The sequence below is a fragment of the Riemerella columbina genome, assembly GCF_030517065.1.
Classification (GTDB): domain Bacteria; phylum Bacteroidota; class Bacteroidia; order Flavobacteriales; family Weeksellaceae; genus Riemerella; species Riemerella columbina_A.
In genome coordinates this window covers 1,942,069-1,956,969 of record NZ_CP103950.1, presented here as the reverse complement: position 1 = coordinate 1,956,969, position 14,901 = coordinate 1,942,069, and the positions used below count along the sequence as shown (strand labels likewise).

Below are 14,901 nucleotides of genomic sequence, written 5' to 3'. Positions count from 1 at the left end.
GGCTTGTAAATGAGATTTTAAAAATAAAAATCAAGAAGGTATTATGTTTTATAACCACCAAGAAATAGAAAAAAAATGGCAGAAGTTTTGGGAAGAGCATCAGACTTTTAAAGCTTCGGATAGCACCACACAGCCTAAATATTATGTTTTAGATATGTTTCCGTATCCCTCTGGGGCGGGCTTACATGTGGGGCATCCGCTGGGGTACATCGCTTCGGATATTTACGCAAGGTTTAAAAGGCACCAAGGCTATAATGTGCTCCATCCCATCGGCTATGATTCCTTTGGGCTTCCTGCTGAGCAATATGCAATACAGACAGGGCAGCACCCCGCTATTACCACAGAAAATAATGTCACAAGATACGAAGAACAGCTGAGAAAAATCGGTTTCTCCTTTGATTGGAGCCGAGAGGTGCGCACTTCCGATCCTTCTTATTACCGATGGACACAGTGGATTTTCATCCAATTTTTCCACTCTTGGTATAATAAAGCCACCGATAAGGCAGAGCCGATAGAAACGCTCATCGCTCATTTTGAACAATATGGCACCGAAAATCTACAAGCGGTAGAAACCGAAGCCTTGCATTTTAGCGCTGAAGAATGGGCAAACGCCTCCGAAGTAGACCAACAAGACATTCTCCTTAATTATAGAATGGCGTACCGTGCGGAAACAACGGTCAATTGGTGTCCTGCATTAGGAACGGTATTGGCGAATGATGAGGTTAAAGATGGCAAGTCCGAAAGAGGCGGCTATCCTGTGTATCAAAAGAAAATGACGCAGTGGAGTATGCGGATTACCGCCTATTCTGAGCGTTTGCTCCAAGGGCTTAAAACTTTAGATTGGCCACAACCGCTCAAAGACAGCCAAGAATATTGGATTGGCAAATCTCAAGGAGCCTCTGTAGATTTTAAAGTGAAAGCGGACAATGCCGAAGAAGCAGGCGTTATCACGGTGTTTACCACGCGCCCAGATACTATTTTTGGTGTGAGTTTCCTCACTTTGGCACCAGAACACGAGTTGGTGGCTAAAATCACGACACCAGAGCAAAAATCGGAGGTGGAAGCTTATGTAGAAGCCACTTCTAAACGCACCGAGCGCGATAGAATGGCGGATGTTAAAACCATTTCTGGCGTATTCACAGGAGCTTATGCGACGCATCCTATCACGGGCGAGGCGATTCCAATTTGGATTGGAGATTATGTTTTGGCAGGCTATGGCACGGGTGCGGTTATGGCGGTGCCTTGTGGCGATGAGCGGGATTATGCCTTTGCCCACCATTTCAACATTCCGATAAAGAACATTTTTAACCAAGATATTTCAGAAAAAGCCTTCACCGCAAAAGAAGGAATGGTGTATGAAAATTCTGATTACCTCAATGGTGTTTCAGATTTTAATGAAGCGGTAGCGAAGACCATTGCCGATTTAGAAAACCGAGGTGCGGGCACAAGAAAAATCAATTATCGCCAGCGCGATGCCATTTTCTCTCGCCAAAGGTATTGGGGGGAGCCTGTCCCTATTTATTATAAAGAAGGAATGCCATACACGCTGCCATTATCGGCGTTGCCATTGGAACTTCCAGAGGTAGAAAAATATCTGCCTACCGAAGATGGCGACCCACCATTGGGCAATGCAAAAAAATTCGCTTGGGATGAGGTTAATCAGAAAGTGGTTGCGGTAGATTTGATAGATGACCAAACGGTTTTCCCGTTAGAGCTTTCAACAATGCCAGGCTGGGCGGGCAGTTCGTGGTATTATTTAAGGTATATGGATCCGCACGACCAACAGGCATTTTGTGCCAAAGAAAAGTCGGATTATTGGGGACAGGTAGATTTGTATATTGGGGGCAGTGAGCACGCCACGGGGCATTTGCTTTACTCTCGTTTTTGGAATAAATTCTTGAAGGATAGAGGCTTCATCAAACAAGAAGAGCCGTTTCAAAAGCTCATCAACCAAGGGATGATTTTAGGAATGAGTGCTTTTGTATTTAGGGTAGATGGTACCAATCAGCTGGTATCTAAAAACTTAGCGAAAGACTATAACACGCAGAAAATTCATATTGATATCGCCTTACTGAAGGGCACTTCGGACGAGTTGGATATAGAAGCGTTTAGACAATGGCGCGCTGAGTTTGCGGATGCTGAGTTTATTTTAGAAGACGGCAAGTACATCACCGAAAGAGAGGTGGAGAAAATGTCTAAATCTAAATACAATGTGGTAAATCCAGATGATATTTGTGAGGAATATGGCGCCGACTGTTTAAGGCTCTACGAAATGTTTTTAGGACCATTGGAACAGTCTAAACCGTGGAATACCCAAGGGGTGAGCGGTGTTTATGGCTTCCTTAAAAAGTTTTATAACCTTTATTTTGATGGGGATGCGTTCTCGGTATCAGAGGACCAGCCGACCAAAGCGGAATATAAGGTGTTGCATACTTTAATTAAGAAAGTTATTTTTGATATAGAGCACTTTTCGTTCAATACTTCGGTGTCTTCATTTATGATAGCGGTGAATGATTTGCAAAAACTCAAGTGTAATAAAAGAGCGATTTTAGAACCTTTAGCCGTGCTGATATCGCCGTATGCACCGCATATTTGTGAGGAACTTTGGCAGCAGTTAGGGCACACGCAATCCATCGAGTTTGAGGCGTTCCCAGCGCTGGATGAGGCTTATCTGAAAGAAGATGAGATAGAATATCCGGTGAGCTTCAACGGAAAAATGAGGTTTAAAATGCCACTTTCTGCGGACTTATCTAAGGAGGAAATAGAAAAAATAGCCTTAGAAGATGAGCGTGTGCGGCAACAATTGGGTAAAAATACGGTGAAGAAAATCATTGTGGTGCCTAAAAAAATCATCAATATTGTGTATTAGAGTGTTCTAAATTTCATTTTTTAACCAAAAATTGAGATTTGGAAAATTCAAAAAAAATAAAGTCTATTTTTTTTAAATACTTAAGAAAGTTGAGGTTGTTTAGTATGGATGCTAAAAAAAAAGAAATATAATAAAACGCCAATAAGCCTTTTTAAGGATAAATAGCGGTTATTTTAAAATAATATTTGGATTTTTAAATTTTTTAACTTTACTTTACAACCTGAAAATTTAACAATTATAATTTAAGTTTAATATGGAAATGAATGTTTCAAACACAGAGGAGCAAGTAATTGCAAGAAAGAAGAGTGGGTTAAACCCAGCAGTTGTATTACCTATTTTGTATGTAATCGCTTTAAGTATTTACATCTTTATATTAGGTAATCCGGGTAATTTTAAGGAAGATGCAAGAATAGCTGGACAAGCATCAGTTGCTTTTTCTGATATTCCATCTAAAGAATTACATCCAGAATCTTTTATGGGGATTATCTACATGGGGGGACCTGTAGTACACATCTTGATTTTATTTATGATTACCGTTATCGTGTTCTCTTTTGAGCGTTTCTTCGTTCTTAAAAAAGCACAAGGAACTGGGAACTTGGATAACTTCGTACTTGAAATCAGAGGTCTTCTTAACCAAAACAGAATTGATGAAGCTATAGCAAAATGCGACGAGCAAAAAGGTTCTGTAGGTAATGTAGTGAAAGAAGGTTTGGTAACTTACAAAGCCCTTGCTCACGATAATACTATGGACAAAGAGAAGAAAATGGTGGCGTTAACTAAAGCGTTAGAAGAAGCGACTACACTTGAAATGCCAATGTTAGAGAAAAATATGATGATCCTATCTACATTAGGTACTGTAGCGACCTTAGTAGCGTTATTAGGTACCGTAATTGGTATGATTAAAGCGTTCTTCGCGCTAGGTTCAGGTGGTGGTACACCAGATGCTGCAGCGTTATCTATCGGTATCTCTGAGGCCTTGATTAACACGGCATTAGGTATTGGTACTTCCGCTATCGCGATTATCCTTTACAACTTCTTTACTTCTAAAATCGATGGATTAACATATAAGATTGACGAAATCGGAATGTCTATCCAGCAGTCTTTTGCAGAATTCAACTAAATCTTAGAATTCTCATAAAGCACCCATGGCAATATTTATGATTGCCAGTCAATAGAAGTTTAATAAAAAAATAAAAAACAATATGGCGAGAGTCAAACCAAAAAGACATGGGGTAGTAACCGATATGACGGCGATGTGTGATGTGGCCTTCTTACTACTGACCTTCTTTATCTTGACCACTCAGTTTAAAAAACCTGATGTGGAACAGATTAAACCGCCATCTTCTATATCTGAAAAGTTGTTGCCAGATGCTAGTCTTATGACGGTTAATGTAACACCAGATGGTAAATTCTATTTCCAGCCCGTAGATAACGGAACTGAGAGAATACAACTCTTAGAAAGTATGGGGCAAAAATATGGGCTTACCTTCTCAGATAAAGAGAAAGTAGCATTCACTAAAGTTCAAGCCGTAGGCGTGCCTATGACCCAGCTGAAAAGCTTCTTGAACCTTAAAGAAGATGAGCAAAAAGCATTTAAAAGTTCAACAGGTATTCCTTTGGACAGCACAAATAAGCAAGTGATCGATTGGGTAGAACAAAGTTTGAAAATCAATCCAAACTATAAGTTAGCCATTAAAGGCGACTCAGAAACCAACTATCCAAAAGTGAAAAACTTATTTGAAGGATTGAGAGATATTGAGTTTTATAAATTTTGGTTAATTACAACCCAGGAGGGTAAATAAAACAATAGAAATGGCAGAAGTACAAGTACAGGACAAAGGCGAAAAGGGCGGCAAGGTCCGCTCCAAAAAGCAATCCACGCGAGTGGATATGACCCCGATGGTGGACTTAGGGTTTCTATTGATTACATTCTTTATGTTTACCACAACCTTTAGTAAACCTAATGTAATGGATTTAGGTCTTCCGGCTAAGCCGAAAAAAGATGCGCCTAAACCACCTCCTACAGAGATTGATTTATCTAACTCTATCTCCATTATTATCGGGAAAGATAATAGAATCTTTTATCATCAGTTAGACCAAGCAGGGCTTAACGAACAAACTTTGCAGGAAACCACCTATGATAAAGATGGAATTACAAAAGTAATTGAGGATGCTAAGAAGCGGGCTAAAGATCTTACTAAATTTACAGTAATTATTAAGCCTACGGATGATGCAGTGTATAAAAATTTTGTGGATATCTTAGATGAAATGGCAGTAACAAAAAGTGAACAATACGGGGTTACCGATATTAAAACTTGGGAACAAGCCGTTTATGACAAAAAGGTAGGAACTGCAAAATAAATTAACCCTTAAAAATTCATAAAAAATGTCAGATGAAAATTTAGGGTACAATCCAACTTTGGATGAGATTGTATTTGAAAATAGAAATAAAGCTTATGGAGCCTATGACTTAAGACAAAGTTATAGAGGCATCTTAACCAAAGCTTTTGTTATAGGAACACTCCTATTCTGCCTGTTTGCCGCTACACCTTTCATTATGATGAAAATTAAGCAACTAACAGCACCAGAGAAAGTGGAGGTAGAGGCTAACCTTGTGGAAATTCTTCCAGAGGAGAAACCGATCATAGAACAACCTAAGGAGGAAGAACCACCGCCACCACCGCCACCACCAAAACAAGAGGAAGAGAAAATTGAAATTATTCAAAATGTGGTACCAGAACCTGTAAAGGCACCAAAAGTGGAAACACCACCGCCGCCAATTTCTAAGCAATTAGAAACAACAACAGGTTTAGTGAATCAAGAAGGGGTTAAAAAACCGACTTATTCACCGCCGCCACCGCCACCATCTACTGGTAAAGCCAATACCGTAGAGGTAAAGCCTCAAGTGAGTAAAACCGAGGTTTATGAAAGAGTAGACCAAGAGGCAGAATTCTCGGGAGGTGGTGATGCTGGATTCAGAAGAGCTTTCCAAGATAATTTTGATACTTCTGTAATGGATGGTGATGAAGGGAATGTAAAAACAGATCTAACCTTCGTTGTAGAGATAGACGGTTCTTTGACCCAAGTTAAAGCCACAGGTTCTAACTCTACATTCAACAGAGAAGCGGAAAGAGCGATAAAATCCATTAAGAAAAAATGGAAACCAGCTAAGATCAATGGCGAACCAGTGCGTTCAAGATTTAGAATGCCAGTAGTAATGAATTTTGAATAGATCAAAGTTTTAAAATTCTGTTAAATTATAAAAGAGGAGTGTTTTAGCTCCTCTTTTTTTATTATATTTGTTGCTATGTTTAATTATTTGTCTATTATTGCAGGATTAGCCTATATAGCATTGGGCGTAGTAGTTTTGGTCTATAAATTTTTTGCCATCACCTTAGAAGATTATGTAGCCTACGCTTTAGGAAGTTTGATGATTGTTTATGGCATTTTTAGAATTGTCAGAGCCATTTATAGAATAAAAGAAGATAAAAACAATGCGTAAATTATTATTCTTATACAGCATTCTGACCGCCGTTTTGCTAACTTCTTGTAAAAAAGAAGAAGCCCAAACGCCTCAGAAAGGAAAAATCACGATAGAGGCAGATGAATCTTTTAAAAATGTTACCGAAGCCCTTACTGAGCGCTATATGGCGTTTTATCCAGAGGCAGAACTTCAGGTGGTTTATAAAAAAGAAGACTCTGCGCTGGTGGATTTGTTAGAGAATAGGGCGGGGGTTATTGTAATGTCCAGAAAATTGAACGAAAAGGAACAAAAACGCTACGAAGAAAAAGTAGATATGCCCTATCAGCCGGCTAATTTTGCGGGAGATGCCGTGGTTTTTGTCGTGCCTGCCAACGCCGAAAGGCAAAACCTCTCTATCAAGGAAATTGAAGAGATGTTACAATCTGAAGACAAAAATTTGATTTTTGATGGTGCTAATGCGAGCAACCTAAATTTCGTGGCTCAAACGCTAAATAAAAAACCTTCGGAATTGAAATTTTCCGTAATCAGAGGCAACGAAAATATTATAGAAAACCTCCACCAGTTTCCGAATAAAATCGGTGTGATTAGCCTCAATACCATCAGTAGGAATTTTTCTAAAGATGTAGAAGCTTTAAAGGAAAAGATAAAAATTTTACCAATTATTGCAGAAAATGGAAAGGCTTACACCCCAGATTTGGAGAATATAAGAACAATGCAATATCCGTTTTCAAGGATTTTATATTTCTTGACTAACGAGGGCTTTTTTGGAGTTGGCAACGGATTTATCAGATTTTCTTGTACACAAATAGGGCAAATTGTGGTGGCTAAACAAGGGCTACAGCCTTATAACCTTTATAAAAGAGAAGTGCAAATGAGATAAAATACAATTGATATTAAAATAAGTTAAATGGTATTATTTTGGCGTGATATTGGTATTTTAAATATAGATTAGTAATTAAAAAATCTTAAAATGAAAAATAAAATAATGACAAAAAAAATGGTATTAGGAGCTGCCGCAGCAATGTTTTTTGGACTTGCAGGTGCTCAAACAGTAGAAGAAGGATTACAGAATGTTGACGCTCATAAATATGCAAAAGCGAAGACGGTTTTTAATCAGTTGATTGAAAAATCACCATCTTCAGAGAATTATTTTTATTTAGGAAACATCTATCTTACCCAGTATGAGCCTAATTTTGACAAGGCTAAAGAATACTTTGACAAAGGTATCGCGTTAGATAGAAAGGCATATTTGGATAAAATCGGGTTGGCATCTATTAAATTAGGAAAAGGCAACAAAGGCGCCATCAACGAAATTAAAGCCATCGTAGATGATTCTCGTGGAAAAGACCCAGAAGTGCTGTTTAGAGCAGGGGAGGCATTAACAATGTTTGATGATAACAGTGCCCCAGATTTAGCGATTGACTATATCACTCAAGCTATAGAAAAAGCACAGAAAAAAGGACAGGTGCCAGCCAACTATTATTATTCGTTGGGAGATGCGTATCGTATTAAAAAAGATGCGGGTAAAGCGATGTCAGCCTATGAAGATGCTGCAGCGGTAGCCAGAAATAAAGCCTCTGTATTTACCAGAATGGCAACCCTCTGGATGGCGGCTAACCAATGGAAATTAGCCATTGAAAACCTCAATAAAGCCATTGCTGTAGATCCTACTTATGCCCCAGCTTATAAGGCTTTGGCTAACTATAACATCAGATACCAAAAACACGATGAGGCAGCCATTAACCTTCTCAACTACTTAAAATATGCAGATGAAGATCCAGTAACCAAGTTAGAGGTTTCTAAACTTTATTTCGCTAATGGTAATTATAAAGAATCAGAAGAGATTTTAAATCAAGTGTTTGATAAAGTAGAAGATCCTATCAAATTCAAATTAAAAGCATATCTTCTTTATAATGATCATAATTATGATGAAGCCAAGCAAAACTTGGATCAATTTATCTCAAAAGTAGAGACTTCAAGAGTGCAGCCTGCAGACCAAGGGCTTTTAGGGCTAATCTATGCAGGGCAAGCGTATAAAGCGCAAGATGAAGCTACCAAAGCCAACTTAAAGCAAATGGCACAAGAGAAATTAGCCATTGCCAAAGCGGCAAAAGATGAAACGATGAATTGGGATTCTGAATTGGCAAAAATCAACAGTGGTGGCGGTGATTTAAAGACTGCGGCAGAAGCTGGACCAACCAGCCCAGAGATAGAAGCGCTTAAAAAAGCGGTTGCGGCAGACCCTAAAAACACGGACAACCTCTACAAATTAGCGATGGCTTACCAAGAGGCTAAAAACTGGAACGGTGCAGCGTATGCATGGCAACAGATGATTAACTTATTACCAGACTGGGCACCAGCGTATTACAGCCAAGGTTATGCTTATCAGCAAGCGAACAACAATGATTTGGCGAAGTTATCGTATCAAACTTTTATTGATACTTTAACTAAGCAACCAGCGGAAGAGCAAGAAAAAAATAAAGAAACGCTTTCTTATGCTTACTTTGCGGTGGCTTACCTTGAAAAAGATGCCAACAGAGCCAAAGCCATTGATTATGTTAACAAATCATTGCAGCTCAACCCAGAGTACAAAGATGCTCAGAACTTATTACAAGTGCTTAATCAATAAGCTGTAATCCAAAATAAAAGTGCCCTTAATCTTCAATGATTAAGGGACTTTTTTGTTAAAATTAAAATATTGAGAGATGAATAAAGTAGATATTTTAGCCATAGGCGCCCATCCAGACGATGTAGAATTAGGCTGCGGTGGTACATTAGCCAAACTCATTGCCGAGGGAAAATCTGTTGCTGTTGTAGACCTAACGGAGGGCGAATTAGGTACCCGAGGTACCCGCGAAACCAGAGCAGAAGAAGCTCAAAATGCCTCTAAAATTTTAGGCATTACCCATAGAGAAAATCTCAAAATGAAAGATGGTTTTTTAACCAATTCAGAGGAATATCAAATGCGTATTGTGACTATGATTCGGAAGTATCAACCTACTTTGGTACTTGCCAACGCCATTGATGATCGCCATCCAGACCACGCTAAAGCCGCAAAATTAGTGTCTGATGCGTGTTTCTTATCAGGCTTGGTAAAAATAAAAACAGAGGCTGAAGATGGGAGTTCGCAACAAGCGTGGCGCCCCAAACATCTGTTCCATTACATCCAATGGAAATCCATAGAACCAGATTTCGTGGTGGATATTTCTGAGTTTATGGATAAGAAAATAGAGGCGTGTTTGGCGTATAAAACGCAATTCTACGACCCAAAATCCAAAGAACCTGTAACGCCTATTGCTACCAAAAATTTCTTAGAAAGCCTAACTTATAGGGCGCAAGATTTAGGGCGATTGTCGGGTGTAGCGTATGCGGAAGGGTTTACCACGGAAAAGTTAATAGCCTTCAAAAATTTTGAGTCAATAATTTTGTAGATATAAAAAATAATTCTATATTTGCACCCACAAAACGGTGGTTGTAGCTCAGTTGGTTAGAGCGTCAGATTGTGGTCCTGAAGGTCGCCGGTTCGATCCCGGTCATCCACCCTAAAAAAGCATCTACAAATTTGTAGATGCTTTTTTATTCTTTAACATTTTAAAATTTAAATGGAATTTAAAGGTCTTCGTTAGCGTCTAAAGTGAAATTACGCCCTTTAAAATCCTTATCGTGTCTTTCTGAAATCACATCTTCGCCTTTTTCTTGGATGATAAATTCCGAAGCTTCATTAAATAATTCTGCGAAATTTTTAAAATCTTCTTTATAGAGATAGATCTTGTGTTTCTCAAAAGTGGCATCACCATTATCTTGGAAATGCTTTTTACTTTCGGTAATGGTCAGATAGTAGTCCCCCGCTTTGGTCTCGCGTACATCAAAGAAATAAGTTCTCCTTCCAGCTTTTAATACTCTTGTGAAAATCTCATTTTCATTTCTTTTTTCCTTATAATCACTCATTTCATCTATTTTTTAGAAATCTTAGGAAACAAATATAATAGAAATATTGAAATCACCAAAGAAAAAAGACCTAAATTTATATTTTTAATGCTAATGCGTTAAAAAACATAGGGCTAAGCGCTATTTAATCTTCTAAATGCAGAATATGATCGGCATTTTTTGCACTGGATAGGCGGTGGGTAATGATAATCCGAGTGCTTTTTTCTGGCATTAAACGCAGATTTTCAAGGATATTTTCTTCCGTTTCGGTGTCTAAGGCGGAGAGGCTATCATCAAAAATGAGGATTTTCGGTTCTTTGATTAAAGCTCTGGCAATGCAAATCCGCTGTTTTTGTCCTCCAGAAAGCATCACGCCTCTTTCGCCAACCATTGTCTCATATTGATTTTTGAAATCCACAATATTTTTATGAATATCTGCGATTTTCGCAAAATGGATAATCTCTTCCATAGAAGGCTGATCTACGGCAAAACCAATATTCTGAGCAATGGTATCCGAGAAAAGGTAACTTTCTTGCGGAATGTAGCCCAATGCCGCACGGTAAGCCTCTATATTATGGTCTTTGAGGTTTTTTCCATCGATGAAGATTTTGCCCTCATCAGGGTCTATTAAACGGCAAAGCAACAGCGCAATAGTTGATTTTCCGCTTCCTGTTTTCCCCATAATAGCGAGGGATTCGCCTGCTTTTATTTTAAAACTCAACTGATCCAAAGCCTTAATGCCCGTGTTGGGATAGGTGTAGCTCACATTTCGGAACTCTATATCGCCGTGGATGGGATAGTGGCTGTGGTTGGTGTTCAGAATTTCCGATTGCATTTCCATAAACTCATTAACCCGCTGCATAGAGGCGGCAGCTCTTTGATTAACGGAGGTCACCCAACCGACCATAGAGAACGGCCAAATCAGAATGTTGATGTACATAAAAAAATCGGCAATAGCGCCTATGGTCATTTCATTATTGATAAATTTTTGCCCTCCAATGTATAAAATCGCTACATTAAGCAAGCCGATAACAAAGAGCACAATGGTAAAAAAATAAGCTTCTGTTTTGGCTAAGTCCAAGGCTTTATCTTGATAATCTTTAACTTTAAGACCATAATTTTTTTCAATATATTTTTCTTTGTTAAAGAATTTAACCACACGAATGCCCGAAAAACTATCTTGCACAAAAGTAGAAATCGCCGATTGGCTCTTTTGCATAATTTTAGATTTTCGGTTGATGATGGAGCTCACTTTATAAATCACGAAGGAGAGAATAGGCAGCGGAATTAAGGTCCAGAGCGTCATCTGCACATCGGTTTTGAGCATATAAATACTGGTGATGATGAGCAAAATAGCCAAGTTGATCACATACATCACCCCAGGGCCCAAATACATCCTAATGGCAACCACATCTTCGCTCAAACGGTTGAGTAAATCCCCTACTGTCGTGGCTTTGTATTGGGTGAGAGAGAGTTTTTCGTATTGTTTAAAAATCTTATTTTTGAGTTCGTACTCTATTTTTCTTGAAGTTACGATGATGGTCTGTCGCATCATAAAACGGAAAAATCCTGAGAGCAAGGAGCTGCCTACAATAATTCCACCATTGATGAGCAAAGTACGGAATAAAACCTCCTTCACGATGTTTTGATCGGATAAAACTTGGTGGATGACATCTACGGTTTTTCCCACAAATTGAATTTGGAAAATCGCAAAAAAGTTGCTGGCAATAATGAAGAAAACTCCCCAAGATAAGAGTTTTCTGTGTTTCCAAAAATAAGGATTAAGGGTTTTAAGCGCTTTCATGAGGCTGCAAAATTAAGAAAAAATATTAGGATATAGCCGCGTATTCGTTTTAGAATATATAAAAAATAAAACTCTGCAGCACAGGCTACAAAGTCTTATTTTAACTTGATGAAAAAATGTTTTTTACGACTGATAGATGGTCTGTTTATAGGCTAATAAGGTGTTTTTCATCAGCATCGCTCTGGTCATCGGACCTACACCACCTGGCACGGGCGTAATCCAAGAGGCTTTGGGTGCACAGCTTTCAAAATCAACATCGCCAGCCAGTTTATAGCCTTTTTCGCTGTCGTCATCTACGCGAGTAATCCCCACATCAATAATAACAGCGCCCTCTTTGATCATATTGCCTTTGAGGAAATAAGGATCGCCTAAGGCGGTGATAACAATATCAGCGTTTTTTGTAAATTCTTCAATATGAGGCGTGTAGGAGTGCGTTAGCGTTACCGTAGAATTGCCAGGGAAATCTTTTCTCCCCATAAGGATGCTCATTGGGCGCCCTACAATGCGGCTTCTTCCGATGATAACGCAGTGTTTACCTTTGGTTTCTATTTGGTAGCGCTCCAGAAGGGTAAGGATACCGAAAGGCGTGGCAGGAAGGAAGGTATCCATTTCCAATGCCATACGCCCAAAATTCTCAGGGTGGAAGCCATCAACATCCTTGTGAGGGTCTATCGCCATAATGATTTTTTCTTGGTCCATCTGTTTAGGGAGCGGTAGTTGCACGATAAAGCCGTCTACTTTAGGATCTTCATTGAGCTCTTTTATTTTCTCCAAAACCTCGGCTTCGGAGGCGGTACTTGGGAAACGATGGAGGGAAGATTGGAAGCCTACCTCGGCGCAGTCTTTTATTTTCGCATTCACATAGGCTTTGCTTGCGCCATTGTTGCCCACTAAAATTGCGGAGAGGTGCGGCAGTCTTTTCCCAGTGGATTTGAGTTTGTCTACATCGTTTTTAATTTCTTGTTTAATTTCTTTGGACACTTTAAGTCCGTCTAATATTTTTGCCATTTTTTTAGATTTATTTAGAAGTAAAGGAAAATTAGGGTTGATGTTGTAAAAAATAATTCATCAATCCGTTGGTGGAGCTATCGTGGTCGGTGACCGTTTTCTGCGCTTTTAATTCTTTTAAAATATGCCCAGCTAACACTTTGCCCAGCTCTACACCGAATTGATCAAAACTATAAATGTTCCAAATAACGCCCTGTACAAAAATTTTGTGTTCATATAGCGCAATCAGCTGCCCTAACGAGAATGGCGTAAGTTTTTGGAATAAGAAAGAATTGGTAGGGCTGTTGCCCAAAAATGTTTTATAACGCACCAAAGTGGCTATTTTTTCAGTAGAAGTGCCTGCGGATTTCAATTCCTCTTGGGCTTCCTCTTCGGTTTTGCCAAACGCTAAAGCTTCGGTTTGTGCGAAAAAGTTGGCTAATAATTTTTCTTGATGATCAGCCAGCGGATTGGCGGCTTCTATATAAGCGATAAAATCGGCTGGGATTAACTCGGTGCCTTGATGAATCAGCTGATAGAAGGCGTGTTGCCCATTGGTGCCAGGTTCGCCCCAGATGATGGGTCCTGTTTCGTATTTTACAAAATCTCCGTTTCTATCTACCATTTTGCCGTTACTTTCCATATCGCCTTGTTGAAGATAGGCAGGAAAACGGTCTAAATATTGAGAATAAGGCAAAACAGCATAACTCGTCGCTCCGTAAAAATTACGATACCAAATGCCTAAAAGTCCCATCAAAACAGGGATATTTTCAGAGAAATCAGCGGTTTTAAAGTGGAGGTCTGCATCATAAGCGCCTTTGAGAAGTGCCTCAAAATGCTCATAGCCGATAGCCAGCGCAATGCTCAGCCCAATAGCACTCCACAGCGAATAGCGACCGCCAACCCAATCCCAAAACTCAAAAGTGTTCTCTTCAGCAATGCCGAAGGCTTTTACAGCTTCCGTATTGGTAGAAAGCGCTACAAAATGCTTGGCGACCTCCTCCTGTGTTCCACATTTTAGGAACCATTGCTTGGCAGAGGTTGCGTTGGTCATCGTTTCTTGGGTAGTAAAAGTTTTAGAAGCGATGATGAAAAGCGTGGTTTCTGGATTGAGATTTTTAAGCGTTTCGGCTAAATGGTTGCCATCTACATTAGACACAAAATGAACATTTAGTCTGGTTTTAAAGTGTTTTAGAGCTGAGCAAACCATCACGGGACCTAAATCTGACCCTCCAATGCCGATATTCACCACATCTGTTATCTCTTTGCCTGTAAATCCGCGATGGGCGCCAGAAATGATTTTTTCAGAAAAAGTTTTCATCTGTTGCTGCACGCGCTTTATTTTAGGTTTAATATCTTCGCCATCGACTAAAATTGGGGTGTCCGAAAAATCCCTCAAAGCGGTATGCAGAACGGCTCTACCTTCGGTTTCGTTGATTTTTTCTCCGCTAAACATCGCCTTGATGGCTTGTGGCAGTTGGCACTCTTCCGCTAAATTGAGAAGTAAAGTTTTGGTTTGATGATTGATGAGATTTTTGGAATAATCAAAGATAAAATCGGCTTTTTTTACTGAAAAGTCCTCAAAACGCGTAGGGTTTTCATTAAAAAGTGTTCTCAAATCAAAATCGTGATGGTTGAGATGTTCTGCCAGTTGTTGCCAAGCTTGGGTTTCTAAAGGGTTGATTTTTGGAAACATAGATGTCTTAATTTTAATCTTTTTATACGCGTAGATATGGGCGCAAAGTTATGAAAAAACAAAGAAATAGCCCGAAGAAAATCGGGCATTTGTTTTAATCTTTTTGATGGGAATTGTGGGGGGATGTCGTTTTT

13 protein-coding genes and 1 tRNA gene are annotated in these 14,901 nt (G+C 39.3%); 10 read left to right on the top strand and 4 right to left on the bottom strand.

What is annotated here, in order from left to right:
- Window positions 1-43: 43 nt before the first annotated feature.
- From leuS to NYR17_RS09190, 10 genes are all read left to right on the top strand, one after another.
- A complete protein-coding gene (leuS, locus tag NYR17_RS09235) occupies window positions 44-2,869 on the top strand; it encodes a leucine--tRNA ligase (protein ID WP_302505416.1) in 2,826 nt (941 codons plus the stop codon).
- A 253-nt stretch (window positions 2,870-3,122) separates the two neighbouring features.
- Window positions 3,123-3,989, top strand: a complete 867-nt coding sequence (locus NYR17_RS09230) for a MotA/TolQ/ExbB proton channel family protein (protein WP_302505415.1) — start codon at window positions 3,123-3,125, stop codon at window positions 3,987-3,989.
- A gap of 82 nt (window positions 3,990-4,071) precedes the next feature.
- Window positions 4,072-4,671, top strand: a complete 600-nt coding sequence (locus NYR17_RS09225; RefSeq protein ID WP_302505414.1) for an ExbD/TolR family protein — start codon at window positions 4,072-4,074, stop codon at window positions 4,669-4,671.
- Window positions 4,672-4,681: 10 nt separating this feature from the next.
- Complete coding sequence (locus tag NYR17_RS09220; RefSeq protein WP_302505413.1) at window positions 4,682-5,230, top strand: ExbD/TolR family protein; 549 nt, start codon at window positions 4,682-4,684, stop codon at window positions 5,228-5,230.
- A gap of 25 nt (window positions 5,231-5,255) precedes the next feature.
- Window positions 5,256-6,101, top strand: a complete 846-nt coding sequence (locus NYR17_RS09215) for an energy transducer TonB (protein ID WP_302505412.1) — start codon at window positions 5,256-5,258, stop codon at window positions 6,099-6,101.
- A gap of 75 nt (window positions 6,102-6,176) precedes the next feature.
- On the top strand, window positions 6,177-6,371 hold the full coding sequence (locus tag NYR17_RS09210; protein WP_302505411.1) for a DUF308 domain-containing protein: 195 nt from the start codon (window positions 6,177-6,179) through the stop codon (window positions 6,369-6,371).
- Window positions 6,364-7,233, top strand: coding sequence for a PstS family phosphate ABC transporter substrate-binding protein (locus NYR17_RS09205; RefSeq protein WP_302505410.1), 870 nt, complete (start codon window positions 6,364-6,366; stop codon window positions 7,231-7,233). Before NYR17_RS09210 ends, NYR17_RS09205 begins: the two co-directional genes overlap by 8 nt.
- 90 nt (window positions 7,234-7,323) lie before the next feature.
- The gene (locus tag NYR17_RS09200) at window positions 7,324-8,982 is read left to right on the top strand and encodes a tetratricopeptide repeat protein (protein ID WP_302505409.1); all 1,659 of its coding nucleotides are present in this window, start codon (window positions 7,324-7,326) and stop codon (window positions 8,980-8,982) included.
- 76 nt (window positions 8,983-9,058) lie between these two features.
- Window positions 9,059-9,784, top strand: coding sequence for a bacillithiol biosynthesis deacetylase BshB1 (gene bshB1, locus NYR17_RS09195; protein ID WP_302505408.1), 726 nt, complete (start codon window positions 9,059-9,061; stop codon window positions 9,782-9,784).
- 37 nt (window positions 9,785-9,821) lie between these two features.
- Window positions 9,822-9,895, top strand: a tRNA-His gene (locus tag NYR17_RS09190).
- A 67-nt stretch (window positions 9,896-9,962) separates the two neighbouring features.
- Here NYR17_RS09190 and NYR17_RS09185 read toward each other — a convergent pair.
- From NYR17_RS09185 to pgi, 4 genes are all read right to left on the bottom strand, one after another.
- The gene (locus NYR17_RS09185; RefSeq protein WP_302505407.1) at window positions 9,963-10,301 is read right to left on the bottom strand and encodes a DUF3276 family protein; all 339 of its coding nucleotides are present in this window, start codon (window positions 10,299-10,301) and stop codon (window positions 9,963-9,965) included.
- 124 nt (window positions 10,302-10,425) lie between these two features.
- Window positions 10,426-12,084, bottom strand: coding sequence for an ABC transporter ATP-binding protein (locus NYR17_RS09180; protein WP_302505406.1), 1,659 nt, complete (start codon window positions 12,082-12,084; stop codon window positions 10,426-10,428).
- 123 nt (window positions 12,085-12,207) lie between these two features.
- Window positions 12,208-13,092, bottom strand: a complete 885-nt coding sequence (locus NYR17_RS09175) for a bifunctional 5,10-methylenetetrahydrofolate dehydrogenase/5,10-methenyltetrahydrofolate cyclohydrolase (protein ID WP_302505405.1) — start codon at window positions 13,090-13,092, stop codon at window positions 12,208-12,210.
- 31 nt (window positions 13,093-13,123) lie between these two features.
- On the bottom strand, window positions 13,124-14,767 hold the full coding sequence (pgi, locus tag NYR17_RS09170; protein ID WP_302505404.1) for a glucose-6-phosphate isomerase: 1,644 nt from the start codon (window positions 14,765-14,767) through the stop codon (window positions 13,124-13,126).
- Between the last annotated feature and the right edge of the window lie 134 nt (window positions 14,768-14,901).

What these genes read in the sequence shown, in the direction of transcription:
- leuS (WP_302505416.1), top strand. Translation starts at nt 44, where the DNA reads ATGTTTTATAACCACCAAGAAATAGAAAAAAAATGGCAGAAGTTTTGG.
- NYR17_RS09230 (WP_302505415.1), top strand. Translation starts at nt 3,123, where the DNA reads ATGGAAATGAATGTTTCAAACACAGAGGAGCAAGTAATTGCAAGAAAG.
- NYR17_RS09225 (WP_302505414.1), top strand. Translation starts at nt 4,072, where the DNA reads ATGGCGAGAGTCAAACCAAAAAGACATGGGGTAGTAACCGATATGACG.
- NYR17_RS09220 (WP_302505413.1), top strand. Translation starts at nt 4,682, where the DNA reads ATGGCAGAAGTACAAGTACAGGACAAAGGCGAAAAGGGCGGCAAGGTC.
- NYR17_RS09215 (WP_302505412.1), top strand. Translation starts at nt 5,256, where the DNA reads ATGTCAGATGAAAATTTAGGGTACAATCCAACTTTGGATGAGATTGTA.
- NYR17_RS09210 (WP_302505411.1), top strand. Translation starts at nt 6,177, where the DNA reads ATGTTTAATTATTTGTCTATTATTGCAGGATTAGCCTATATAGCATTG.
- NYR17_RS09205 (WP_302505410.1), top strand. Translation starts at nt 6,364, where the DNA reads ATGCGTAAATTATTATTCTTATACAGCATTCTGACCGCCGTTTTGCTA.
- NYR17_RS09200 (WP_302505409.1), top strand. Translation starts at nt 7,324, where the DNA reads ATGAAAAATAAAATAATGACAAAAAAAATGGTATTAGGAGCTGCCGCA.
- bshB1 (WP_302505408.1), top strand. Translation starts at nt 9,059, where the DNA reads ATGAATAAAGTAGATATTTTAGCCATAGGCGCCCATCCAGACGATGTA.
- NYR17_RS09185 (WP_302505407.1), bottom strand. Translation starts at nt 10,301, where the DNA reads ATGAGTGATTATAAGGAAAAAAGAAATGAAAATGAGATTTTCACAAGA.
- NYR17_RS09180 (WP_302505406.1), bottom strand. Translation starts at nt 12,084, where the DNA reads ATGAAAGCGCTTAAAACCCTTAATCCTTATTTTTGGAAACACAGAAAA.
- NYR17_RS09175 (WP_302505405.1), bottom strand. Translation starts at nt 13,092, where the DNA reads ATGGCAAAAATATTAGACGGACTTAAAGTGTCCAAAGAAATTAAACAA.
- pgi (WP_302505404.1), bottom strand. Translation starts at nt 14,767, where the DNA reads ATGTTTCCAAAAATCAACCCTTTAGAAACCCAAGCTTGGCAACAACTG.